A 16,255-nucleotide genomic window follows, 5' to 3' on the forward strand; every position below is an offset into this window, starting at 1 on the left:
CGCGCCAGGCCCCGGGACCGGGCCCGGGCCGCAGTCGGTGCGCGTGACGGGTCAGCGCTTGTTGCCGATGCGCCCGCGCAGGACGTCGATGCGCTTCTGGATCTGGTCGGTGCTCGCCTGGGCGACGGACGGCCCACCGCTGATGCGGCGCAGCTCGGCGTGGATCGCTCCGTGCGGCTCGTTGGAGTGCCGCGACCAGATCGAGACCAGTCGGCTGAGCTCTTGACGCTGTTCTTTGATGGTCTGGTACAGCGGACGATTCTCGGCGACCGGCGGCACGGTCGGCATGCCGTTCTTCTTCGAGCGCTTCGCCTGGGTCGCCTGACGCTGCCGAAGCAGGTCGCGCACCTGGTCGGGTTCGAGCAGGCCGGGGATACCGATGAAGTCGAGCTCCTCGAGGCTGCCGATGTCACCGCCGGTGCCGAACTCGCCCCCGTCGTAGAGCACCCGGTCGAACGAGGCCTGCGAGTCGAGCGCCTCGAAGGGTTGCTGCTCGAGCAGACTCGAGGCCTTCTCCTCGCGGTTGGCCGCGGCCATCATGTCTTCTTCGGGCGCGAAGATGCCGTCGTCGGCCGACGCGGGTCGGTCGAGGGCGTGGTCTCGCTCCAGCTCGAGCTGGCCGGCCAGGGCCATCAGGCTCGGCACGCTCGGCAGGAAGACGGAGGCCGTCTCGCCGCGGCGCCGGGCCCGGACGAATCGTCCGATGACCTGGGCGAAGAACAGGGGGGTGGAGGCGGACGTCGCGTAGACGCCGACCGCGAGCCGGGGCACGTCGACGCCCTCGGACACCATGCGGACCGCGACCATCCACCGGCTGTCGCCGTCGGAGAACGCCTGGATGCGATCGCTGGCCGCCTTCTCGTCGGAGAGCACGACGGTCGGCCGCTCCCCCGTCAGCTTCTGCAGCACGGCGGCGTACGTGCGGGCGGCGGTGTGGTCGGTGGCGATGACGAGACCGCCCGCGTCGGGGACGCCGCGACGTACCTCGGTCAACCGCTTGTCGGCGGCGGACAGCACCGCGGGTATCCAGTCGCCCTGGGGAGAGAGGGCCGTGCGCCACGCCTGGGCCGTGATGTCCTTCGTCACGGCCTCGCCCAGGGACGCGCTCATCTCGTCGCCCATGCGGGTGCGCCAGCGCATCTGCCCCGCGTAGGCCATGAACAGGACGGGCCGGACCACCCCGTCGGCGAGGGCGCGGCCGTAGCCGTACGCGTAGTCGGACTGCGAGGTGCGGATGCCGTGCTCGTCGGGCGAGTACCGCACGAACGGGATCGGGGCGGTGTCGGAGCGGAAGGGTGTACCGGTCAACGAGAGGCGCCTGGTCGCCGAGCCGAACGCCTCGCGGATGCCGTCGCCCCAGCTGAGGGCGTCGCCGCCGTGGTGGACCTCGTCGAGGATGACGAGCGTGCGCCCGGCGTCGGTGATGGCCTTGTGCACCTCGGGCTTCATACCGACCTGCGCGTAGGTGACGGCGACGCCGTGGTAATGCCGACCGAAGGTGCCGTCGGCGTTCTTGAACATGGGGTCGAGCCGGAGGTTGACCCGGTCGGCCGCGTCGGCCCACTGGCGCTTCAGATGCTCGGTGGGTGCCACGACGGTGACCCGGTCGATCTCGCCGCGGGACAGCAGTTCGGTGGCCAGTCGGAGGGCGAACGTCGTCTTGCCGGCTCCGGGTGTCGCCGCCGCGAGGAAGTCACGCGGCGACGTGGCGAAGTACTGCTCGAGCGCCTCGGCCTGCCAGGCCCGCAGCTTGCTCGCGGTGCCCCAGGCGGCTCGCTCGGGGAACGCCGGCGAGAGGTGCTCGGCAGCCGAGTTGCCCACGGTCTCGCCGAGGTCGAGTGTGGCGTCTCCGTCGGCCGACGAGGCCGCCCCCGGGGTCGTCCGGTCGCGGTCGTCGCCGGAGGCCGGGTCGAATGCGTGCGCGGTACTCACTTGACGACACTCTACCCGCGACGGGGGTCGCGCTCGGCGTGGCGGCCCTCGTCGCGGGTCGCGCCGGGTGAGCGGTCGGCGGCCGCGCCGTCTCCGCGTCGGCGTGGTCTCGTGGCATCGGGATCATCGGTGCGCGGATCGTTGCTCACGAGGGTGTCGCGTCGCCGCTTGCCGCTCGTCAGGAGGGACGCCGGTGTGAGGGAGGCGGCACCGAAGCGGGCGCGCAACGCATCCATCGTCGTCTCGGCCTCGCGCCAGTCGGCGTCGTCGTCCCAGAGGCCGACCGAGAGGTCGCCCGAGCCGGCGGAGAGCTGCTCCATGCGGACACCGACGAGCCGGATGCGCTCGTGCTGTTTTCCCGTGGCCTCGTAGACCGAACGCACCTCCTCGAAGATGCGTCGCCCGAGATCCGTCGGGTCGGCCAGCGTGCGCGACCGGGTGATCGTCGCGAAGTCGCCGGTGCGCAGTTTGAGCACGACCGTGCGACCGCTCAGACCGGCGGCGCGAAGCCGCACCGCGACCTTGTCGCTGAGGCGGAGCAGCTCTCGGCGGATCACCGCGGGGTCGACGACGTCGTGCTCGAAGGTGACCTCGTGGCCGACGCTCTTCTCCTCGCTCTCGGTCGTGACCCGGCGCTCGTCGCGTCCCCAGGAGAGATCGTGAAGTTTCGCGCCCGCCGCCGGCCCGACGGCGAGGACGAGGGTGTCGAGCGGCGTGGCCGCGACGTCGCCGATGGTGCGGAGACCGAGTCTCGTGAGGACCTCCTCGGTCTTGCCGCCGACCCCCCAGAGCGAGCTGAGGGGGCGAGGGTGCAGGAACGCGAGCGTCTCGGAGTGCGGGACGATGAGGAGACCGTCGGGTTTGGCGACCCCGGAGGCCATCTTCGCGACGAACTTCGTCGAGGCCGCGCCGACGCTGCAGTGGAGGCCGGTCTCGGCGTGCACGCGGCGGCGCAACTCGGTCGCGATGGCGAACGGCGAGCCGAGCAGACGGATCGAGCCTCGCACGTCGAGGAACGCCTCGTCGATACCGAGGCGTTCGACCATCGGCGTCACGTCGTCGAACATCGACATGACGAGCTGGGAGTAGTGGCGGTACTTCTCGAAGTGCGGCTCGAGGACGATCGCCTGGGGGCACCGGCGGAGCGCGATCGCCATCGGCATGGCCGAGTTCACGCCGAACTTGCGGGCCTCGTAGGTGGCGGCCGTCACGACGGATCGATCGGACCGATGCCCGATCACGACGGGCAGCCCCCGCAGCTCGGGATGGTCGAGCAGTTCGACCGACGCGAAGAACGCGTCCATGTCGACGTGGAGGACGGGCGCCGTCGCGTCGTCGGTGGGCACGCTGGTGACCTGGCGCCCGCTGCCGTCCTGTTTGCTCACGCGTCGATCCTCACACGAGCCGCCGACATCGTCGCTCGTGGCCGTCGGACCTCGCGGCGGGGCGGCCGGTTCAGGGCATCGGACCGAGCAGCCGGGCGGCCACCGTCGCGTGGGCGGAGTCGGTGCTCGAGGGGTGGAACCTCCCGGCGAGGACGTCACGCTGCAGGCGACCCAGCTCGGACGAGGAGCGATACGAGGCGCCGCCGACGACGGTGACGGCCTGCTCCACGACACTCCGCGCGGTCTCGGTGGCCCGGGTCTTCAGGCCGACGAGGCGGGGGAACCAGTCGGCGCCGTGATCGACGATCGTGTCGACGTCGCGCGCGATCGTGTCGACCTGCGGCTCCAGGCCGTCGAGCGCGATGGCGGCGTCCGCCACCCGCCAGCGCACGATCGGGTCGAGGGCCTGCACCGCGCCTCCGGATCGTCTCGAGGTCTTCGTCGAGGCGGCTTCGACGGCCAGGGCGACGGCCCGGCGGGCGATCCCCCGGTAGACCGCCGCGATCAAGGTCTCGAACACCGCGAAGATGCCGAACACCAGGGGGTCGGCGCTCGGGCCGACGGGCAGGACGCGCACGATGCGCTCGGCCGGCACCTCGGCACCGGTCAGTCGCGTCGTGTGACTCTGCGTCGCGCGCATGCCGATCGTGTCCCAGTCCCCGAGCGACTCGTGACCCGGCTGGTCGCGCGTGACGAAGCCGTGTACGAGCATCGGTGCATCGGGGTCGCCGTCGTCCCGGCCGAACACGCCGAGCCGGGTCCACACGGGCGAGAGCGACGTGAAGATCTTCGTGCCCGTGAGGCGGTAGGCCCCGTCGGGGAGCGACTCCGCCGATGTCACGGAGTCGAACAGCACGAGGTCGTTGCCCGGCTCGCTGACCCCGAACGCGAACACCTCGCCGTCCGCCGCCTCGCGCAGCACGCGGTCGAGCGAGTCGTCGCCTCGGGCCCGCAGCACGGCCGCGCAGCCGGTCCAGACGAGGTGCATGTTGATCGCCAGGGCCGTCGCGGGCGCCGCCTCCGCGAGCCTGCTCTGCAGGGCGGCGACGTCGGCCAGCCCGAGACCCGCTCCCCCGTACTCGGTCGGCACGAAGAGGGCGAGGTAGCCGCGGTCGCGCAGCTCGTCGAGATCCTCGTGGGGGAAGGCGTTGTCGCGGTCGTAGCCGCCCGCCCGTCCCCGGAGCCGCCCGAGGAGCTCGTCGTCCAACAACGTCTCCGGTGCGGATCCCGGACGGGCCTGGTCTGCGCGTGTGGTCGTCACGGGACCGAGGGTAGTTTGGAGTCATGAGTCAGCAACACCCGTGGTCGCGTTATGTCGCCATCGGCGACTCCTTCACCGAGGGGATCGGGGACCCGGAGGAGCGCTCCCCCGGTGGTCATCGAGGATGGGCCGACCGGGTCGCCGAGGTGCTCGGGGCCTCCACCGACGACTTCGCCTATGCGAACCTCGCCGTCCGGGGCCGCCTCCTGCAGCAGATCATCGACGAGCAGGCCGAGGCCGCACTCGCCCTGCGCCCCGACCTCATCACCGTCTCCGCCGGCGGCAACGACATCATCCGCCCCGGCACCGATCCCGACGAGGTGGCGGCCGGCTTCGAGGGGCTGATCGAGAGGCTGTCGTCCCAGGGCGCCACCGTCGTGGTGTTCACCGGGCCCGACATCGGGCTCACCCCCGTGCTGGGTCGACTCCGGGGCAAGGTCGCGATCTACAACGAGCACGTGCACGCCATCGCCTTGCGGCACGACGCCGTCGTGGCCGACATGTGGGCGCTCCGCGAGCTCGCGGATCCGCGCATGTGGGCTCCCGACCGACTCCACTTCAGCCCGCTGGGGCACCACACCATCGCCCGCATGGTGCTCGCCTCGATGGCCGTCGAGAACGACCTCGAGGCCTACGCGCCCGAGCCGCTCCAACGCCGACCGTGGCGCGTCGCCCGGGCGGAGGACATGGGCTGGGCCCGCGAGTACCTCGTGCCGTGGGTCGTCCGTCGCATCCGGCACCAGTCGTCCGGGGACGGTCTGCGGCCCAAGCGCCCCGAGGCCGTCACGATGATCTACCGGGACGAAGCGTAGGAGGCACGGGTCGGCGGCCCGGGCGGGTCACCCTCCGAGCACGACCCCCGGGTGCGTCAGACGCCACCAGGCATCGGGCTCGACCAGTGCCCGGTCGAGTCGGAGCGGGACCTCGGCCTTCTGGCCGTCCCCGATCGAGAACGTGACACGGCCGACCGTCGCCCCCCGGGCGCCCGAGCCGACCTCGTCGGTCGTGATGGACGCCGTGACCGTCTCGTCCCCCCAGGCGAGCACACTCGCGTCCTGCGCCGCGACGGCGTTCGCCGACGCGCCCCACGGCGCGTCGTAGTGCGCGAACTCGCTGCCCCGGGTCGTGAGGGTCAGGGTCTGGAACCTCTTCGTCACGCTGCCGAGCAGCGCCTGCACGTCGGCGTCGAGCGACGGGTGGTCCTTGCCGCCGAGCATCACGCCGACCACGGTCACGGTCGTGTCGGCGATGCGGTAGTCGGCCGCGAACAGCAGGCACGCGCCGGCGGCGTCGAGCGTGCCCGTCTTGATGCCCTTGACGCCGTCCAGACCGAGCAGCTCGTTGCTGTTCTCGATCGTGCCGACACCGGGGACGGTGGTCGACGCGGTGTTGACGATCGCCGACACGGTCTCGTTCTGCAGGGCGAGCGTGCCGAGCGTGACGAGGTCGGTGGCGGTGCTCGTGTTCTGCGCCGACAGGCCGGTGGGTTCGACGATCGTGGTGGCGTGCAGGCCGTTCTCGGCCAACCAGGTCGTCGCGGCGGCCGCGTAGGCCGCGTCGCTGCCGAATGCCCATTGGGCGAGGGCCCCGGCGTAGTTGTTGGCCGACTCGATCAGAGCGACCTCGAGCATCTGGCGCTCGGTGAACGTCTGGCCGACGCTCATCGGCGCGACCTTGCCGTCGACCTGGAGGTACTGCGCGCGGAGTGCCGCCGCCGCGGGGTCGATGGTGATCGTGGGCCCGTCGCCGCCGTCGAGCGGCTTCGCCTCCAGCACGACGAGGGCCGTGACGACCTTGCTGATGCTCGCGATCGACCGCGGCTCGTCGTCGCCGCTCGTCGTCAGGCTGTGCTCGTAGCCGAGCGCCTTGACGGCCGTGGCGCCGTACGGCGGGAAGGTCAGGGCGGGGCTGGACTCCTGGGGCGCCTGGTAGCGCGCCGTCTCCGCCGCGGCCGGGGCCAACGGCGTGGCGAGCGTGAGCGGGAGGTACACGCCGACCGCGACGACCAGCGCGAGCAGCGCGATCAGACCCGGCCCGCGCCTCCGGAGGGCACGACGTCGCGTGACGGTCGCGGACCCGGTCTCGGGGCCGCTCATGAGCCGGCCCGGTCGCCCGGCGAGGCCGGCGCGGCCGCACCGGGCACGCGCAGCGCCCAGAGCGCCACGGCCGACGCGGCGGCGACGTTCAGACTGTCGACACCGTGCAGCATCGGGATCGTGACCACGGTGTCGCAGGCCTGGAGGGCGTGTCGGCTGAGGCCGTCCCCTTCCGTGCCGAGGAGCAGTGCGACCCGCTCCGGAGGCGCGGCCGCGTAGGCGTCGAGGGTCACCGCGTCGTCGCTCAGGGCGAGCGCCGCGATCTCGAATCCGTGCTCGTGCAGCAGGTCCGCGCCCTCGGGCCAGTCCGGGAGGCGCGTCCAGGGCACCTGGAGCACCGTCCCCATGCTCACGCGCACACTGCGGCGGTAGAGCGGGTCGGCGCAGCGGGGCGTGACGAGGACGGCGTCGGCACCGAGACCGGCCACCGCCCGGAAGATCGCCCCGACGTTGGTGTGGTCGACGATGTCCTCCAGCACGACGACGCGGCGGGCGTCGCGGACGACGTCGGCCACGCTCGGCAGCTCGGGGCGGTGCATGGCCGCCAGGGCGCCGCGATGCAGGTGGTAGCCCGTCAGCGTCTCGAGCAGGGCTGCATCGCCGACGAAGATTTGCCCGTCGTAGTCGGTGACGAGCGGCTCGAGGTCGGCGAGCCACCGCTCGGTGAGTAGGACGGACCGGGGTCGATGGCCGGCACGCAGGGCCCGCTCGATCACCTTGCTCGATTCGGCGATGTAGAGGCCGCCCTCGGGTTCGGTGACGCGCCGCAGCGCGACGTCCGTCAACCGGTTGTAGTCGGCGAGGTCGACGTGGTCGAGGTCGGTGATGCGGGTGATGCGCACGGCGCTCCTGGGCGTCCACTCCGAGCGGATGGGCGGCCGTCGGAAACAAATCGGAAAGAGTCGACGTTTAGGCTAACGTCACCGCACCGAAGGAGAACCCGTGCCGAACGCGACCACGGCCGAGCAGGCCGCCCAGGGCACGATCGACGACGCCGCGGCGGTGCTGGCGGGGCGGCGTGTCGCCGTCCTCACCGGCGCGGGCATCAGCACCGACTCCGGCATCCCCGACTATCGCGGCGAGGGCGCGCCGCCGCGCAACCCCATGACCTTCCAGCAGTTCCTGGCCGATACCCGCTATCGCAAGCGGTACTGGGCGGGCAGCCACCTCGGCTGGAAGACCTTCGCCGCGTCCGGCCCGAACGACGGTCACCGGGCGCTGGCGTCCCTCGAGCGGGCCGGCGTGACGAACGGCGTGATCACCCAGAACGTCGACAACCTGCACGCTCGCGCGGGGTCGGCCCGGGTGGTCGACCTGCACGGCACGGTCGACCGTGTCGTCTGCCTGACCTGCGGCCAGTCCTTCGCCCGCGACATGGTGGCGGCCCGCCTCAGCGCGGCGAACCCGTGGATCGACCAGCCCGAGCAGATCAGGCTGGCACCCGACGGCGATGTCGAGGTGGACGACATCGACTCGTTCGTCGTGCCCGAGTGCACCGTCTGCGGCGGGGTGCTCAAACCCGACGTCGTCTTCTTCGGCGAGTTGGTCCCCGTCGAGCGGTTCGCCGAGGCGCGGGCCATGGTCGTCGGGGCCGAGGCCCTCGTCATCGCGGGGTCGTCACTCGCCGTCAACTCGGGTATCCGCCTCCTCGACCAGGCCATCCGCCGGCGGATGCCGGTCGTCATCGTCAACCGCGGCGCGACCAAGGGCGACAACCGGGCGACGGTTAAGCTGAACGCCGGCACGTCGGAGACCCTGACTGCCCTGGCCGAACGCCTGATCGTCTGACGATCCCGTCCGGCCGACGACCGGAGGATCAGATGACGCTGTTGTACCTCGTCCGCCATGGCGAGACCGACTGGAACGCGGCCCGCCGCATCCAGGGCTCGACCGACATCCCGTTGAACGACCTCGGCCGGGCGCAGGCGCGCGAGGCCGGAGACCTGCTGGCGCGCCGGCGCTTCGTCGGTGTCGTCGCGAGCCCGCTGTCGCGCGCGTTCGAGACGGGGTCGCTCATCGCCGAGCGACTCGGGCTCCCCGCGCCCGTCGCCGTGCCCGACATCGCCGAGCGACGCTATGGCGAGGCCGAGGGCCTCACGGCTGCCGAGATCGAGCAGAGGTTCCCCGACGGCGCCCCCGTGCCCGGACGGGAGAGCCGCGCCGCCCTGCTCCGACGGGTGCTGCCCGCCCTGGTCCGGGCGGGTCGCGAGGCCGAAGGAGGCGCGCTCGTCGTCGCCACGCACGGCGCCGTCATCCGCGCGGTCGTCAACCACGTGTCGCCCGACACCGACGCGCATCTCGGGGTGCCGATCCGCAACGGGTCGATCCACTCGTTCGAGCTGCTCGGCGACGATCTGACCCTGCGCGAGTTCGACGACCCGATCGAGGTCGAGTCCGAGCGCCCCGGTACGTTCGACTTCGACTACCAGAATGCGCTCGAGGCGGCGCCCGGCGACGACTAGCGGTCGTTCGACGATCGGCCGCGCCGACGGTCTCGCATCGACGAGGCCGAGCCCACCCGCTCGAGCAGGTCGAGCAGCACGTCGGCCGATGTCGTCCAGCTGAACCCCGCGGCCTGACGCAGGGAGGCAGCCGAGCGATCGGCCCACTCCCCCTCGAGTCTCCGCACGGCCGCCGCGATCGAGGCGGGCGACTCCGGGTCGAAGTAGATCGCCGCGTCGCCGCCGATCTCCCGGAAGATCGGGATGTCGCTGACGACCGCCGGCGTGCCGAGGGCCATGCCCTCGACGAGCGGGATGCCGAAGCCCTCGGCGCGCGACGCGGTGACGACCGCGGTCGCCCGGAGCAGCGCCTCCCGGTACTCGGAGTCGTCGGCTCCGTCGTGGAAGACGAGGGTGCCCTGCGGGGCGAGGGCCGAGAGGGAGGCACGCTCCCGGTCGCTCACCCGGCTCATCAGGTGCAGACGGTATCCGTCGAGCAGGGGCAGGGCGCGGACCAGGGCGGCGACGTTCTTGTACGGCATGAACGAGCCCATGTAGACGAGGTCGCGTCGCTCGGGGCTCGTGCGCTCGGGGGCGTCGTCGACGGGGTCGGCGGCGTTCGACACCACGGTCACGGGGCGCTTCGTCAGGCGGTGACGGCGCATCTCGTCGCGCGTCGTCCCGCTCACGGTCACGACTGCGTCGGCCCGGTTCAGCAGGACCCTCTGCGGCCACCACGCCAGGTGGTAGAGGCGCCAGAGCAGGCGGATCGGCGCCGCGAACTCGGGCGGCGGTGTCCGATTGGTGTAGTAGATGAGGTCGTGCAGCGTCAGGACGAGCGCGTAGCGCCGGCCCCACGAGCCCATCGTCTGCATCGGCGACCAGACGACATCGGGCTTCAGGCGGTTGACACGCCGGGCGACGAGCGGTTCGAGCGGGCTGGTCGGGTCGGTGACCAGGGCGTGGGGCTGGTCCGGCAGCTTCTCGAGCTGTCGGATGTCGCTGACGAGCATCGTGACCTCATGACGCTCGGCCAGGGCGCCGACGACACCGGCCGTGAAGCGGCTGATCCCGTCGTGCCGACCGACCCGCACGTAGCGGCAGTCGACCACGATCCTCACGAGACGAACCCCGTGACGGCGACCGCCGCCTCCTGCGGCTTCTCGTAGTGGATGAGGTGCCCGACACCGGCGATGACGGTCAGTTCGGCCGAGGGGAACAGCTTCTGCAGGGCGTACTGCGCCGGCAGTGCGGTGATGTCGTCCCGATCGGCCGCGATCAGCAGGGTGGGGACCGTGACACGCGAAGCGTACGTGCTGACGTCGCTCGACACGGAGGCGCGGAACGCGTCGAGCACGACCCGCCGGTCGGTGAAGCGCGAGAAGTAGCTGTCGTGCTGATCGTGCACCCAGCGGCGCAGCTGCCGGTCACTCGTCTTGACCATCGCCTGGCTGATGATGCGGACGACGGCCGCGTTGCGCAGCAGGCTCTGGCCGGCTCGCTCGGGCAGCGCGGCGCCGGCCCAGTAGTAGAAGACGGCGAGCCGCGTGAGGATGCCCCGCGGCCCCGACAGCGCGGGGGCCGCGATGGGGTTCACCAGCACGAGTCGCCGGGCCGGGAGTCCGTCGGCGAGGGCGGCCGACGCGACGATCGAGCCGAACGAGTGCCCCAGCACGACGATGTCGTCGCCGAGTCCGAGCGCGGTCACGAATTCCTCCAGCCAGGCCGCGTAGGCGGCGACGCTGTGCTCGCCGCGCAGGGGCGACGACTCGCCGAAGCCGGGCAGGTCGGGCATGATGACGCGGACGCCCTTGAGGTGCGCCACGACCGGCTCCAGGCCGTGGTGCTCGCCCCGGAAACCGTGCACGGCGACGATGGTCACGGGCGCGTCGTCGTCGCCGTACGTCCAGTACCAGGTGTCCGAACCGGCCACGTCGACCCGGGCCTCCCGGGTGGGCAGGGCGTCGAGCCGATGGCGGTACGGGGACGGGACGCGGGGCTCTCGGACGATCACCCGGCAAGTCTAGGAGGCGCGGCTTGCGGTGCACCCGGAGCCCGCCTTCCCGACATTCGTCCATGTCGCCTGCGCGAGCGCGCCCTCGGCGTCCTAGAGTTGGCCGGGTGAGCTTCACTGCCCCGATCCAGCTGCCCGGTCTGACCCTCGATCCCAACTGGCACCGTCGCGCCGTGTTCTACGAGGTGATGGTCCGGTCGTTCGTCGACAGCAACGGCGACGGCGCCGGCGACCTGCAGGGGCTGCTCTCGCGGCTCGACTACCTGCAGTGGCTCGGAGTGGACGCCCTGTGGTTGCCGCCGTTCTTCCAGTCGCCCCTCCGCGACGGTGGCTACGACATCCAGGACTACAAGGCGATCCTGCCCGAGTTCGGCACCCTGGACGAGTTCCGCGACCTCGTCACGAAGTCGCACGAGCGCAACATGCGCATCGTCATCGACATGGTGCTCAACCACACGTCCGACCAGCACGAATGGTTCCAGCAGTCGCGCGAGGACCCCGACGGCCCCTACGGCGACTTCTACGTCTGGCGCGACACCGACGAGGAGTACTCGAACATCCGCGTCATCTTCGTCGACACCGAGGAGTCGAACTGGACGTTCGACCCGGTCCGACGCCAGTTCTTCTTCCACCGGTTCTTCTCGCACCAGCCCGACCTCAACTTCGAGAACCCGGCCGTGCAGGAGGCCGTGTTCGACGTGGTCCGGCACTGGTTGTCGATGGGCGTCGACGGGCTCCGTCTCGACGCGATCCCCTATCTCTTCGAGACCGAGGAGGGCAACGGCGAGGGCGAGCCGGCGACGCACGAGTTCATCAAGCGACTCCGCGCGATGGTCGACGAGGAGTTCCCCGGTCGCGTGCTGATCGCCGAGGCGAACCAGTGGCCCGCCGAGACGGCGGCCTTCTTCGGCACCGAGGACGAGCCCGAGTGCCACATGGCCTTCGACTTCCCTGTCATGCCCCGCATCTTCTACTCGTTGAGGGCGCAGCACGCGCAAGAGCTCAAGCGCATCCTGTCCGAGACCACCGAGGTGCCGCCGGGAGCCGCCTGGGCCGTGTTCCTGCGGAACCACGACGAGCTCACGCTCGAGATGGTGAGCGAGGAGTACCGCCAGGCCATGTACGGCTGGTACGCGTACGACCCCCGCATGCGTTCGAACATCGGCATCCGTCGCCGCCTGGCCCCGCTGCTCGACAACTCCCGGGCCGAGCTCGAGCTCGTGCACGCGCTGCTCTTCTCCCTCAAGGGTAGCCCGTTCCTGTACTACGGCGACGAGATCGGCATGGGCGACAACATCTGGCTGCCCGACCGCGACTCGTCGCGCACACCGATGCAGTGGACCCCCGACCGCAACGCCGGCTTCTCCACGGCCGACCCCGGCAAGCTGTTCCTGCCCGTCGTGCAGTCGCTCGTCTACAACTACACGCTCACGAACGTCGAGAGCCAGCTCGCGCAGTCACGGTCGCTGCTGCACTGGGTGCGGAATGTCATCCACGTGCGCAAGGCCCATCCTGCGTTCGGGCTCGGCGAACTCGAGATGGTCGAGACGGACCACGAGTCGGTCCTCGCGTTCGTGCGCTCGTACGAGGGCTCCGGCACCCAGTTCGGCGACTCGGCCGAGGACGTGCTCTGCGTGTTCTCGTTCGCGCACAACCCGGCGTCGGTCACCATCTCGGCACCCGAGTACGCCGGGCGGACGCTGTACGACCTGTTCGGCGGCGGTCAGTTCCCGAGCTTCGACGAGAACGGCTCGGTGACCCTCACCCTCGGCACCCAGGCCTTCTTCTGGCTGCACGTCGGCGACGTGCCGAACACCGGGCAGGGCGTCGTCGGTGGTGCCTCGTAGCATCGAGGAGTGACCACGACTGTGACTGACGAGACGACGATCGACCCGGCCGACGTGCCCGGCGGGGCCCTCCCGCCGTCCTGGTGGCAGGCGCTCGGCGTCTTCGATCTCGAGACGACGGGCATCGACGTCGAGACGGCTCGCATCGTCACGGCGCACGTCGGGCTGATCGACGCGACCGGCGCCTCCATCGCCCACGGTGCCTGGTTGGCCGACCCCGGCGTCGAGATCCCCGCCCAGGCCAGCGCCGTGCACGGCATCTCGACCGAGCAGGCTCGGGCCGACGGCCGGCCGGCGGCCGAGGTCGTCGCCGAGGTGATCGCCGCCATCCGCGCGGTCTTCGCCAGGGGCGTGCCACTCGTCGTCTACAACGCGCCCTACGACCTGACCCTGCTCGATCGCGAGGCGCGTCGTCACGGTCTCGAACCGCTCGGCGAGATCGGTGACATCGGGTGCGTCGTCGACCCGCTCGTGATCGACAAGGCGGTCGACACGTACCGCAAGGGCAAGCGCACCCTCGAGGCCGCGGCCGGCGTCTACGGCGTCGTGCTCGACGACGCGCACGACGCGGGGGCCGATGCCATCGCCGCCGGTCGCGTCGCGCAGGCCCTCGCGCAGAAGTTCCCCGACAAGCTCGACGTGCCGATCACCGATCTGCACGACCTCCAGGTCGGCTGGTGCGGAACACAGGCGGCGAGCTTCCAGGAGTACATGCGCCGGAAGGACCCGGCTTTCACCGCGTACGGCGAATGGCCGATGCGCACCGTCACCGGCTGAGACCGACGTCGCCACGTCGTCGATGCGGGGCATGCGAAAGGGCGGCCGACCGAAGTCGACCGCCCTTGTGTGCGGCGTGAGCCGAAGTGATTACTTGCCGAAGCCCTTGTAGCGCGAGTTGAACTTCTCGACGCGGCCGGCCGAGTCGAGGATGCGCTGCTTGCCCGTGTAGAACGGGTGCGACTCCGACGAGATCTCGACGTCGATGACCGGGTAGGTCTCACCGTCGAGCTCGATGGTCTTGTCGCTGGTGGCCGTGGAGCGCGTGAGGAACGTGGCGCCCGACGCGAGGTCGCGGAAGACGATCGGTGCGTACTCGGGGTGGATGTCGGTCTTCATGATTGTCCTAGGGATAGCGTGCGTGTGGTGGGACGGTGCTGTCGAGCGGAAGCCGTCGAGCAGGAGTTCGAGAGGCCTTGCGGGCCAGCTGTCAACGATACCAGATCGTCGACCGCCTGCGAAGGAGGCGCGGGGCGGGAATGCCGCGACCGCCGCGTCAGGAGGCGGCGCGGGCCGTGTAGCGCCCGCCGTGCTCCTCGACGACGAGGTCGAGGCCGAACGTCGAGCCGAGTGTCTCCGAGGTGATGACCTCGGAGAGGGGCCCCGCCGAGACGACGCGACCGTGGTCGAGCAGGAGCGCGTGGGTGAAGCCGCGCGGGATCTCCTCCACGTGGTGGGTCACCATGACGATGGCCGGGGCGCCTTCCGAGAGCGCGTAGCCCGACAGCATGGAGAGCAGCTCTTCACGGGCGCCCAGGTCGAGGCTCGCTGCCGGCTCGTCGAGCAGCAACAGCTCGGGGTCGGTCATCACCGAGCGGGCGATCTGGACGCGCTTCTGCTCGCCGTCGCTCAGCTCGCCGAACGTGCGCTCGGCCAGGTGACCGAGGCTCCACTCGTCGAGCACGCGGTGGGCGCGCCGGACGTCGACGGTGTCGTACTCCTCGTTCCACCGGCCGGTCACCGAGTAGGCGGCGGTCAGGACGACGTCGACGACCTTCTCCTTCGGCGGGAGGCGGCGGGCGATCGACGTCGAGGCGTAACCGATGCGGGGACGCAGGTCGAACAGGTCGACCGTGCCCAGGTCGCCATCGAGGACTTCGGCACGACCCGAGCTCGGATGCGTCTGCGCCGCGGCGATCTGGAGCAGCGTGGTCTTGCCCGCGCCGTTCGGGCCGAGGACGACCCAACGCTCGTCCGAGTCGACCGTCCAGGAGACCGAATCGACGATCGGGGTGCCGTTTCTGACGATGGAGACATCGGTGAGCTGCAGAACCGTAGGCATGATCGACAGCCTAGTTGAGCAGGCCGTCGTAGACCTGGAGGGTCCGGTCGGCGATCCGCTCCCAGGAGAACTCCTCCTCGGCACGGAGTCGCCCGGCGCGTCCCATCAGACGGGCCAGGCCAGGGTCCGAGACGACCTCGGTCAGCGTCGCGGCCAGGTCGCGGACGAACCGATCGGGGTCGATGGGCGTGCCCGTGCCGTCCTGGACCTGCTCGAGGGGCACGATGCGTCCGGTGAGGCCGTCGGCGACGACCTCGGGGATGCCACCGGTGTCCGAGCCGACGACGGGTACGCCACACGCCATGGCCTCGAGGTTCACGATGCCCAGGGGCTCGTAGATCGACGGGCAGACGAACGTCGTGGCGGCGCTCAACACGGCGCTGAGCTCGTGGCGCGGCAGGACGCGCTCGATCCAGACCACGCCGGTTCGCTCCTCCTGCAGGTCGCGGACGAGACCCGAGACCTCCGCCATGATCTCCGGGGTGTCGGGGGCGCCTGCGCAGAGCACGAGCTGGACGTCGGCGGGCAGCAGCTTCGCGGCCCGGAGCAGGTACGGCAGACCCTTCTGCCTCGTGATGCGTCCGACGAACACGACGGTGGGGCGGTCGGGGTCGATACCCAGATCACGCAGCACCTGCGTGTCGTCGACGCGCTGCCAGCCGTCGAGGTCGATGCCGTTGTAGACGACCGAGACCTTGGACTCGTCGATACCGGGATAAGAACGGAGGATGTCGCGACGCATGCCGTCGGAGACGGCGATGACGGCATCGGCCGTCTCGTAGGCCTGGCGCTCGATCCAGCTCGAGACGCGGTAGCCGCCTCCCAGCTGCTCGGCCTTCCAGGGGCGGAGCGGCTCGAGGCTGTGCGCGGTGAGCACGTGCGGGACGTCGTGCAGCATCTGCGCCAGCTGCCCGGCGGCGTTCGCGTACCAGGTGTGGCTGTGCACGATGTCGGCACCGGCGACGTCCTGCGCCATGCTGACGTCGACCCCGAGGGTCTTCAGAGCGCCGTTGGACGCGGCCAACTCGGCGAGGTCGGGGTAGCCCGTCGAGCCGTCCTCGGCGTCGATCTCACCGAAGGCGCGGACCCGGACGTCGATCCTCTGGCGCAGGGCCTTGACGAGCTCGACGACGTGGACGCCCGCTCCCCCGTAGACGTTCGGCGGATATTCCTTGGTGATGACATCGACTCGCACGTCCCTCACCGTAGTCGGGCGGCGG

Annotated in this window: 15 protein-coding genes; 5 read left to right on the forward strand and 10 right to left on the reverse strand. The window is 70.9% G+C overall.

Features of this window, described 5'->3' with window-relative positions; translation table 11 throughout:
* Positions 1–51: 51 nt before the first annotated feature.
* The 3 genes from ACPEEZ_RS07155 to ACPEEZ_RS07165 all read right to left on the reverse strand — a co-directional run bounded on the left by ACPEEZ_RS07155 (position 52) and on the right by ACPEEZ_RS07165 (position 4,578).
* The gene (locus ACPEEZ_RS07155; RefSeq protein ID WP_423924203.1) at positions 52–1,821 is read right to left on the reverse strand and encodes a DEAD/DEAH box helicase; all 1,770 of its coding nucleotides are present in this window, start codon (positions 1,819–1,821) and stop codon (positions 52–54) included.
* A 122-nt stretch (positions 1,822–1,943) separates the two neighbouring features.
* Complete coding sequence (gene dinB / locus ACPEEZ_RS07160) at positions 1,944–3,317, reverse strand: DNA polymerase IV (protein ID WP_423924066.1); 1,374 nt, start codon at positions 3,315–3,317, stop codon at positions 1,944–1,946.
* 70 nt (positions 3,318–3,387) lie between these two features.
* The gene (locus ACPEEZ_RS07165) at positions 3,388–4,578 is read right to left on the reverse strand and encodes an acyl-CoA dehydrogenase family protein (protein WP_423924067.1); all 1,191 of its coding nucleotides are present in this window, start codon (positions 4,576–4,578) and stop codon (positions 3,388–3,390) included.
* 23 nt (positions 4,579–4,601) lie between these two features.
* Here ACPEEZ_RS07165 and ACPEEZ_RS07170 point away from each other — a divergent pair, with 23 nt between their 5' ends.
* Positions 4,602–5,390 carry an SGNH/GDSL hydrolase family protein gene (locus ACPEEZ_RS07170; protein ID WP_423924068.1) on the forward strand — a complete coding sequence of 263 codons (789 nt, stop codon included), beginning with the start codon at positions 4,602–4,604 and terminating at the stop codon, positions 5,388–5,390.
* A gap of 27 nt (positions 5,391–5,417) precedes the next feature.
* Here ACPEEZ_RS07170 and ACPEEZ_RS07175 read toward each other — a convergent pair whose 3' ends face one another.
* Together ACPEEZ_RS07175 and ACPEEZ_RS07180 are read right to left on the reverse strand one after the other, a co-directional pair.
* A complete protein-coding gene (locus ACPEEZ_RS07175; RefSeq protein ID WP_423924069.1) occupies positions 5,418–6,674 on the reverse strand; it encodes a D-alanyl-D-alanine carboxypeptidase family protein in 1,257 nt (418 codons plus the stop codon).
* The gene (locus tag ACPEEZ_RS07180; protein ID WP_423924070.1) at positions 6,671–7,516 is read right to left on the reverse strand and encodes a TrmH family RNA methyltransferase; all 846 of its coding nucleotides are present in this window, start codon (positions 7,514–7,516) and stop codon (positions 6,671–6,673) included. The genes ACPEEZ_RS07175 and ACPEEZ_RS07180 overlap by 4 nt, the downstream gene beginning before the upstream one ends.
* A gap of 100 nt (positions 7,517–7,616) precedes the next feature.
* Between ACPEEZ_RS07180 and ACPEEZ_RS07185 the strand changes: the two genes are divergently transcribed.
* Both ACPEEZ_RS07185 and ACPEEZ_RS07190 read left to right on the forward strand, forming a co-directional pair.
* Positions 7,617–8,462: a Sir2 family NAD-dependent protein deacetylase gene (locus tag ACPEEZ_RS07185; protein WP_423924071.1), complete on the forward strand. Its 846-nt coding sequence runs from the start codon at positions 7,617–7,619 to the stop codon at positions 8,460–8,462.
* Between the two features lie 32 nt (positions 8,463–8,494).
* The gene (locus ACPEEZ_RS07190) at positions 8,495–9,136 is read left to right on the forward strand and encodes a histidine phosphatase family protein (protein WP_423924072.1); all 642 of its coding nucleotides are present in this window, start codon (positions 8,495–8,497) and stop codon (positions 9,134–9,136) included.
* On the opposite strand, the gene ACPEEZ_RS07195 is transcribed toward ACPEEZ_RS07190, so the two are convergent.
* Together ACPEEZ_RS07195 and ACPEEZ_RS07200 are read right to left on the reverse strand one after the other, a co-directional pair.
* The gene (locus tag ACPEEZ_RS07195) at positions 9,133–10,236 is read right to left on the reverse strand and encodes a glycosyltransferase family 4 protein (protein ID WP_423924073.1); all 1,104 of its coding nucleotides are present in this window, start codon (positions 10,234–10,236) and stop codon (positions 9,133–9,135) included. The two genes, ACPEEZ_RS07190 and ACPEEZ_RS07195, sit on opposite strands and share 4 nt — an antisense overlap.
* The gene (locus tag ACPEEZ_RS07200; protein WP_423924074.1) at positions 10,233–11,129 is read right to left on the reverse strand and encodes an alpha/beta fold hydrolase; all 897 of its coding nucleotides are present in this window, start codon (positions 11,127–11,129) and stop codon (positions 10,233–10,235) included. Before ACPEEZ_RS07200 ends, ACPEEZ_RS07195 begins: the two co-directional genes overlap by 4 nt.
* Before the next feature lie 107 nt (positions 11,130–11,236).
* Between ACPEEZ_RS07200 and treS the strand changes: the two genes are divergently transcribed.
* Together treS and ACPEEZ_RS07210 are read left to right on the forward strand one after the other, a co-directional pair.
* Positions 11,237–12,976: a maltose alpha-D-glucosyltransferase gene (gene treS / locus ACPEEZ_RS07205; protein WP_423924075.1), complete on the forward strand. Its 1,740-nt coding sequence runs from the start codon at positions 11,237–11,239 to the stop codon at positions 12,974–12,976.
* Positions 12,977–13,030: 54 nt separating this feature from the next.
* Positions 13,031–13,753, forward strand: coding sequence for a 3'-5' exonuclease (locus tag ACPEEZ_RS07210; RefSeq protein ID WP_423924204.1), 723 nt, complete (start codon positions 13,031–13,033; stop codon positions 13,751–13,753).
* Positions 13,754–13,843: 90 nt separating this feature from the next.
* Here ACPEEZ_RS07210 and ACPEEZ_RS07215 read toward each other — a convergent pair whose 3' ends face one another.
* The 3 genes from ACPEEZ_RS07215 to glgA form a co-directional block, all read right to left on the reverse strand.
* The gene (locus ACPEEZ_RS07215; protein WP_423924076.1) at positions 13,844–14,092 is read right to left on the reverse strand and encodes a type B 50S ribosomal protein L31; all 249 of its coding nucleotides are present in this window, start codon (positions 14,090–14,092) and stop codon (positions 13,844–13,846) included.
* A 157-nt stretch (positions 14,093–14,249) separates the two neighbouring features.
* On the reverse strand, positions 14,250–15,035 hold the full coding sequence (locus tag ACPEEZ_RS07220) for an ABC transporter ATP-binding protein (protein ID WP_423924077.1): 786 nt from the start codon (positions 15,033–15,035) through the stop codon (positions 14,250–14,252).
* A gap of 10 nt (positions 15,036–15,045) precedes the next feature.
* The gene (gene glgA, locus ACPEEZ_RS07225; protein ID WP_423924078.1) at positions 15,046–16,230 is read right to left on the reverse strand and encodes a glycogen synthase; all 1,185 of its coding nucleotides are present in this window, start codon (positions 16,228–16,230) and stop codon (positions 15,046–15,048) included.
* Positions 16,231–16,255: the final 25 nt, after the last annotated feature.

Origin of the sequence: Frigoribacterium sp. 2-23 (genome assembly GCF_049601585.1) — a bacterium.
In the GTDB taxonomy this organism is placed as follows: Bacteria; Actinomycetota; Actinomycetes; order Actinomycetales; family Microbacteriaceae; genus Frigoribacterium.